Genomic DNA, 6,637 nt, shown 5'->3' with positions numbered 1-6,637 from the left:
GCGGCGGGCGCAGAGATGAGAGTCAGAGCGGTGCTGCACAGCAGCCCTGACAGGCGGATGTTGGAAGTTCGTGCCATGATAAACCCGTGTTCTAAGAGCTGTTAGCTTGGGTCAAATCCTGGCTGGCCTTGCAAAGGCTGGGGCCTCATAGGGAGCAATTCCAGCGGCTGCAAGCCCCAGTCCTGGCGACTTTCCGTTATTATGCTGATGTTGCATTTATGCGCGGCCCGCAACCTGCGGATGGCGCTGCAGCAGCGTGGCTGGACTTCTTCAGCGCAGGCGGCTAAGCCGCTCTCGATTTTGAGCAAGCCAACCCCGCCAGCCAAATTCCATCTTAACAGGATAGAAAATGGCCCATCGGAAGATTTTGCAGCTGGCTGCATCAATTGCTGTTGCCCTTGCCGGTGCAGCGCAGGCGCAAAGCATTGCCGTTGACACCGCGCGCGGCGCGGTCGAACTGACTGGAATCCCGCAAAAAATCGTCGTTCTGGATGTTGCGGCGGCGGACACATTAGAGGCCCTGCAGGTGCCAATCGCCGGTGTCCCGTCCAAACTGTATGTCAGCTACCTGCAGGATCTGCAGGACAGGGCCGTGCCGGTGGGCACCCTGTTTGAACCGGATTTTGAAGCCATTGCCATGCTGGCGCCTGATCTGATCGTGGCGGGCGGGCGGTCCTCGGTGCAGGTTGAGGCGCTGGCCGGGATCGCACCGGCCATCGACATGACAATATGGGGCGAAGACCACGTTGCCCAATCGCTGGCGCGGCTGCGCAGCTATGGCCGCCTGACCGGGCAGGAGGCGCGGGCGGCGGATCTGGAAGCGGCCTTCACCGCCAAACTGGAGCACACCCGCGCCGCCGTTGGTGGCCGCGGCAATGCAATGATCCTGATGACCAACGGCCCCAAAGTGTCCGTCTATGGTGCCGGGTCGCGGTTCGGCTGGCTGCACACCGCGCTGGACCTGCCGGAGGCGGTGGAAAGCGTCGCAGCACAGACCCACGGCGAGGCTGTTTCCTTTGAGTTCATCGCCGCGGCCAACCCGGACTGGCTGATTGTCATCGACCGTGCCGCAGCGATTGGCCAGGGCAATCAGGCAACCGCGGTCACCCTGAACAATGCGCTTGTTGCGGGCACCACAGCCTGGCGCCGGCAGCAGGTGGTCTATCTGAATGCCGCCAACGTCTATATTGCGGGCGGCGGCATCCAGTCAATGACGGCGGCGCTAGAGGAGGTTCTGGCGGGGTTTGCAGCTGGTGGCTGATCCTGCCGCCCTGGATAGCCGCGGCGCCGGGGGCCGGAATACTCTGGTTCTGATGGGGCTGGCGTTGGGTCTGCTCGCTGCGGTCAGCCTGTTTGTGGGGGTCAACCGGTTGAGCCCGGGGGCGGTGCTGAGTGATCCGCAAGCGGTGCAACTGCTGGCGGTCAGCCGCATTCCCCGCACCGCTGCGGTGCTGCTGACCGGTGCGTCGATGGCGGTGGCGGGTGTCATCATGCAACTGCTGGTGCGCAATAAATTCGTCGAGCCCGGCACCACCGGCACCAATGAAGCCGCCATGCTGGGACTGCTGGCGGTGACGCTGCTGACGCCCTCGATGTCCCTGTTCGGCAAGATGCTGGCAGCCTCGGCTGCGGCCTTGGCGGGCACCGCCCTGTTCATCCTGCTGGCCCGCCGCGTTCCGCCCGAGCGGCCATTGCTGATCCCGCTGGCCGGGTTGGTTTACGGCGGGGTGCTGACGGCATGCGCAACCTTCATCGCCATTCAGACCGACCTGCTGCAGTATCTTGGCATTTGGATGAGCGGCGAGTTTTCCGGCGTGCTGGCGGGGCGGTATGAGTTGCTGTGGCTGGCGGGCGGGCTGGCGGTGCTGTCCTATTTTGCTGCAGATCAGTTCACCATTGCGGGGCTGGGCCGGAATGTCAGCCTGAACCTTGGGCTGCGCTACGGGCAGGTGCTGGGGTTCGGTATTGTTACCGTATCGCTGGTGTCGGCGCTGGTGATCGTGACCGTCGGGATGCTGCCCTTCATCGGGCTGGTGGTGCCCAATCTGGTTTCACGCATCATGGGTGACAACCTGCGCGCCAGCCTGCCGGTGGTGGCCGGCACTGGGGCGGGGCTGCTGCTGCTGTGCGATATCCTGGGGCGGCTGCTGCGTTACCCGTATGAGATCCCCGCCGGCACTGTTTTCGGCATCTTCGGCGCTGCAATGTTTCTGTATATGCTGCTGGGGCGGCGGGCGCATGGCTGACCGGCGGATCCTGGGCCTGAGCTGTCTGCTGGCAGCGGCGGCCGCGCTGTTCCTGTTCTGGGGCCTGCGCGGGCCGGTGGCCTATATCCTGGAACTGCGACTGGTCAAGCTGGCGGGTCTGCTGTCGGTCGGGGCCGCCGTCGGGGTGGCAACGGTGCTGTTGCAGACGATCAGCCGCAACCGCATTCTGACACCCGCCTTCATGGGGTTCGACGCGCTGTTCCTGCTGCTGCAGACCGGGCTGGTTGCAGGTTTGGGGATTGCCGGCAGCATCCAGATCCCGGCGCTGGCAGGCTTCCTGCTGGACGCCGCCGTCATGATGGGCGCGGCGCTGGTCCTGTTCACCAGCGTGCTGCACCGCACCCGCCACGACATTCAGCTGATGGTGCTGACCGGCGTGGTTCTGGGGCTGATGTTCCGGACCATTACGGCCTTTCTCCAGCGGCTGATGGATCCGTCCGAATTTTCAGTCGTGCAGGCCAGGATGTTCGCGCAGTTTGGCAGTTTCGACCGCGAGGCCATGGTAATGGCCCTGGGGCTGATGATGCTGGCCTTTTGGTGGGTTTGGCGCAATCACGCGGTTCTGGATGTGGCCGCCCTGGGCCGGGACACGGCACGCAGCCTGGGCGTGGGTCATGACCGGCTGCAGCTGAAGGTGCTCTGCATCATTGCCGCACTGGTTTCTGTGTCGACGGCGCTGGCGGGGCCGGTTGCCTTTCTGGGGCTGCTGGTAACCAGCCTGGCGCACAGCCTGATGCGGACCCACCGCCATGCGCTGCTGCTGCCGGCGGCGGCGCTGATTTCCGCGCTGATCCTGGTGGCGGGCCAGACCGTGTTCGAGCGCATCCTGATGCTGCAATCCACCCTGGCCGTTGTTATCGAGTTTTGCGGCGGCCTGTTGTTCATGTTCTTGCTGGCAAAGGGAAAAATCCGGTGATCAAAGTAACCGGCCTTAGCTATGGCCCTGGCGCGAAACCCATCCTTGACGGGATTGATGCAGAAATACCCGCAGGCCGGATCACTGCCCTGATCGGCCCCAATGGCGCAGGCAAGTCAACCTTGTTGAACCTGATCGCGCAGCAATTGGCCCCCAGCCGGGGCCGCATCAGCCTGGACGGTGAAGACGCGGCCCGGATCGCCCCCGGTCGGCTGGCCCGCAAGATGGCGGTTGTGGCCCAGACCCTGACCGTGGCCAGCCGGGTCCGGGTCAAGGATCTGATCGGCTTTGGCCGCTGGCCCCACAGCCAGGGGCGGCTGACGGCAGCGGATCACGCCGCTATCGGGGACGCGATTGAGCTGTTCGGCCTTGCCCCGCTGCAGCAGCGGTTCCTGGATGAGCTGTCGGGCGGGCAGCGCCAGCGGGCCTTTATCGCCATGGCCTATGCCCAGGACACCGACTGGCTGCTGCTGGATGAGCCGTTGAACAACCTGGACCTGCACCACGCCCGCAACCTGATGTCGCAGCTGCGCCGCCTGGCCGAAGAGCGCGGCAAGGGTATTGTGATCGTTGTGCATGACCTCAACTATGCCATCAGCTGGTCCGATCACGTGGTGGCGCTGAAGGACGGGCGGATCGCTTTTCAAGGCCCGGTGGATGAGGCTGCCAGCGCCGCCAGCCTGACGGCACTGTATCAGACACCCGTGGCCATTACCCGGATTGGCGGCCTGCCGTTTGCGCAATACCACCGCTAGCGGCGGATGCAGGCAGGGCGGCGGGCCGGTTGGACGGGTTTAGCCAAAAACCCGCCCGGTATCGGTCTGTTTGACCGGCGTCAGCCGTGGCTGACCGGCATCAGCGCCGCCTTGCGGCCCGCGGTAAGACCGTCAATGGAATTGACAATTGCCTGACGGTCGATCCGGAAATGGCGGGACAAATCCCCGATTGTCCCGGTCTGGCCGAAATGCTCCACCCCGTGCGGGACCGTCTTGTGCCCGGCCACGGCGCCAAGCCAGGCGAGTGTCGCCGGATGACCGTCGATCACGGTGACCAGGGTGCAATGCGCAGGCAGATCCTGCAGCAGCTGTTCGATATGCGACACCGCCGCCGGATTGCCGCGGGCGCGCTCCCGCTGGGCGGCGGTCCAGCCAGCATTCAGACGGTCTGCCGAGGTGACGGCCAGTACGCCGATATCCCGCCGCACGCTGCCGATCATGCCGGCGGCGGCAATCGCCTCATCCGCAACCGCGCCCTGATAGGCGATCACAACCGAGCAATTTGGGCCGGGCTTGCGCAGCCAATAGGCACCGTCGATGGCGCCTTGGCGGAAACCCTCATCGGCGCGTTTGCCCGGCTGCTCCAGCGGTTTTGTGGAAAGGCGCAGATAGACCGATCCGCCGGTCTCATCCCTAAGCCAGGTCCGTTCATCCGGGTCGCCGCTGCCATCCCGCTGCAAATAGCCAAAGGCCCATTCCATGATCACCGCCAGCTCATCGGCAAAGGCGGGTTCAAAGGCCGCCAGCCCGTCCTGGCTCATCCCGATCAGCGGGGTGCTGATGGATTGATGGGCGCCGCCCTCGGGCGCCAGGGTCACACCGGATGGGGTGCCCGCGATCATGAACCGCGCGTCCTGGTAACAGGCATAGTTCAGCGCATCGAGACCGCGGCAGACAAAGGGATCATAGACCGTGCCGACCGGGATCACCCGCTTGCCCCACAGGCTGTGCGCCAGCCCCGCCGCACCCAGCAGCAGGAACAGGTTCATCTCGGCAATGCCCAGCTCCAGATGCTGGCCCTCGGGGGCAAAGTTCCATTTGGCGGTGGAGGGAATGCGATGTTCGATAAAGGCATCCGCCTGCACCTCGCGTGCAAACAGTTTGCGCCGGTTCACCCAAGGCCCCAAGCCAGTGGTGCCGGTCACATCCGGCGAGGTGGTCATGATCCGCGCCGCCAATTCGCTGTCCCCGCGCGCCAGCGCGTCCATGATCTTGCCAAAGGCCATCTGGGTCGAGATTTCGCGGGATGTGTCCAAGGCCACGGATGGCACCGCCAGCGGCGCCTCGGCATACCGGCGCGGGCCCTGGGCAAAAAATGGCACTTGGCCCAGAAAGGCCTGCAGCGCCGGTACATCCGCAACGGTGGCAAAAGGATCCCATTCCTGGCCTTCGGGCACCCCCATATGGGATTGCCAGTCCGCCATCTGGGCCTTGGTCATCAGCCCGCCGTGGTTATCCTTGTGGCCGGCAATCGGCGTGCCCCAGCCCTTAACCGTATAGGCCAGAAAACAGACCGGGCGGTCGTGGCCGATGGCAGCAAACGCATCCGCCATGGTCTCCACACAGTTGCCGCCAAGGTTCTCCATCAGCGCCGCCAGCTCCGCATCATTGCGCCGTTCAACCAGCGCTGTGACCGCGCCCTGATCGCCCAAGTCATCCAGCAGCCGCTGGCGCCAGACCGCACCGCCCATATAGGTCAGCGCCGAATATTCCTGGTTCGGGCAGGCATCGATCCAGGCGCGCAGGGCTTCTCCGCCCGGTTCTTCAAACGCGGCACGCTGCAGGGCGCCGTATTTGACCTTCACCACGTCCCAGCCGAATGCGTCGAACACCTTTCCGATCCGCTCGAACAGACCTTCGCGCACAATCCCGTCCAGCGACTGGCGGTTGTAGTCGATGATCCACCAGGTGTTGCGCAGGCCGTTCTTCCAGCCCTCCTGCAGTACCTCGTAGATGTTGCCCTCATCCAGCTCGGCATCACCGACCAGGGCCACCATGCGCCCCATACGGGTTTCCGCGCCCCAGTCCTTGGCGGCGATGAAATCCTGCACCATCGAGGCCAGCGCGGTGATGCCGACACCCAGCCCCACAGACCCGGTGGAGAAATCCACATCGTCAATGTCCTTGGTGCGGCTGGGATAGCTTTGCACGCCGCCGAAGCCGCGGAAATTCTCCATCTTTTCGCGGGTCTGATTGCCCATCAGATACTGCATCGCATGGAAGACGGGCGAGGCATGCGGTTTCACCGCCACCCGGTCTTGCGGTTTCAACGCCGAGAAATACAACGCCGTCATGATCGACACCATCGAGGCGGAGGAGGCCTGATGCCCGCCCACCTTGATCCCGTCCGGATTGGAACGGATGTGGTTGGCGTTGTGAATCATCCAATGCGACAGCCACAACAGCCGCTGTTCGACGGTCTTCAGATGGGTCAGATCCGGGCGCATGGCGGTCTCCTTATTCGGCGGCGTGCTGCAACGGGGCGGGCAGGGCCTGTTCCAGATCCGCCAGGATGTCCTCGACCTCCTCCAGCCCGATGGACAGCCGGATCAGCCCGTCGCTGATGCCATGTTCGGCGCGCTCTTCCGGCGTATAGGTCGAATGGGTCATCGAAGCAGGGTGCTGGATCAGGGTCTCGGCATCGCCCAGGGACACCGCGCGCTGGATCATCTGCAGAC

The 6,637-nt window shown here is 64.3% G+C and carries 6 protein-coding genes; 4 read left to right on the top strand and 2 right to left on the bottom strand.

What is annotated here, in order from left to right; all coding sequences use genetic code 11:
- Window positions 1-349: 349 nt before the first annotated feature.
- From A2I95_RS24480 to A2I95_RS24465, 4 genes are read left to right on the top strand one after another with little or no spacing between them, the layout of a single operon-like run.
- On the top strand, window positions 350-1,261 hold the full coding sequence (locus A2I95_RS24480; protein ID WP_291734043.1) for a siderophore ABC transporter substrate-binding protein: 912 nt from the start codon (window positions 350-352) through the stop codon (window positions 1,259-1,261).
- A gap of 52 nt (window positions 1,262-1,313) precedes the next feature.
- The gene (locus A2I95_RS24475) at window positions 1,314-2,246 is read left to right on the top strand and encodes an iron chelate uptake ABC transporter family permease subunit (protein WP_291734044.1); all 933 of its coding nucleotides are present in this window, start codon (window positions 1,314-1,316) and stop codon (window positions 2,244-2,246) included.
- Window positions 2,239-3,183, top strand: coding sequence for an iron chelate uptake ABC transporter family permease subunit (locus A2I95_RS24470; RefSeq protein ID WP_291734041.1), 945 nt, complete (start codon window positions 2,239-2,241; stop codon window positions 3,181-3,183). The genes A2I95_RS24475 and A2I95_RS24470 overlap by 8 nt, the downstream gene beginning before the upstream one ends.
- The gene (locus A2I95_RS24465) at window positions 3,180-3,938 is read left to right on the top strand and encodes an ABC transporter ATP-binding protein (RefSeq protein WP_291734039.1); all 759 of its coding nucleotides are present in this window, start codon (window positions 3,180-3,182) and stop codon (window positions 3,936-3,938) included. The genes A2I95_RS24470 and A2I95_RS24465 overlap by 4 nt, the downstream gene beginning before the upstream one ends.
- An 80-nt stretch (window positions 3,939-4,018) precedes the next feature.
- On the opposite strand, the gene A2I95_RS24460 is transcribed toward A2I95_RS24465, so the two are convergent.
- Together A2I95_RS24460 and A2I95_RS24455 are read right to left on the bottom strand one after the other, a co-directional pair.
- A complete protein-coding gene (locus A2I95_RS24460) occupies window positions 4,019-6,406 on the bottom strand; it encodes a 1-deoxy-D-xylulose-5-phosphate synthase N-terminal domain-containing protein (RefSeq protein WP_291734036.1) in 2,388 nt (795 codons plus the stop codon).
- Between the two features lie 10 nt (window positions 6,407-6,416).
- The coding region (locus A2I95_RS24455) for a PLP-dependent transferase (RefSeq protein ID WP_291734033.1) at window positions 6,417-6,637 on the bottom strand (221 nt) is incomplete at its 5' end.

The sequence above is a fragment of the Leisingera sp. F5 genome (assembly GCF_001593695.1).
The sequence above is the reverse complement of the archived record's forward strand: the minus strand, read 5'-3'. Positions and strand labels throughout refer to the sequence as shown.

What these genes read in the sequence shown, in the direction of transcription:
- A2I95_RS24460 (WP_291734036.1), bottom strand. Translation starts at nt 6,406, where the DNA reads ATGCGCCCGGATCTGACCCATCTGAAGACCGTCGAACAGCGGCTGTTG.
- A2I95_RS24470 (WP_291734041.1), top strand. Translation starts at nt 2,239, where the DNA reads ATGGCTGACCGGCGGATCCTGGGCCTGAGCTGTCTGCTGGCAGCGGCG.
- A2I95_RS24480 (WP_291734043.1), top strand. Translation starts at nt 350, where the DNA reads ATGGCCCATCGGAAGATTTTGCAGCTGGCTGCATCAATTGCTGTTGCC.
- A2I95_RS24475 (WP_291734044.1), top strand. Translation starts at nt 1,314, where the DNA reads ATGGGGCTGGCGTTGGGTCTGCTCGCTGCGGTCAGCCTGTTTGTGGGG.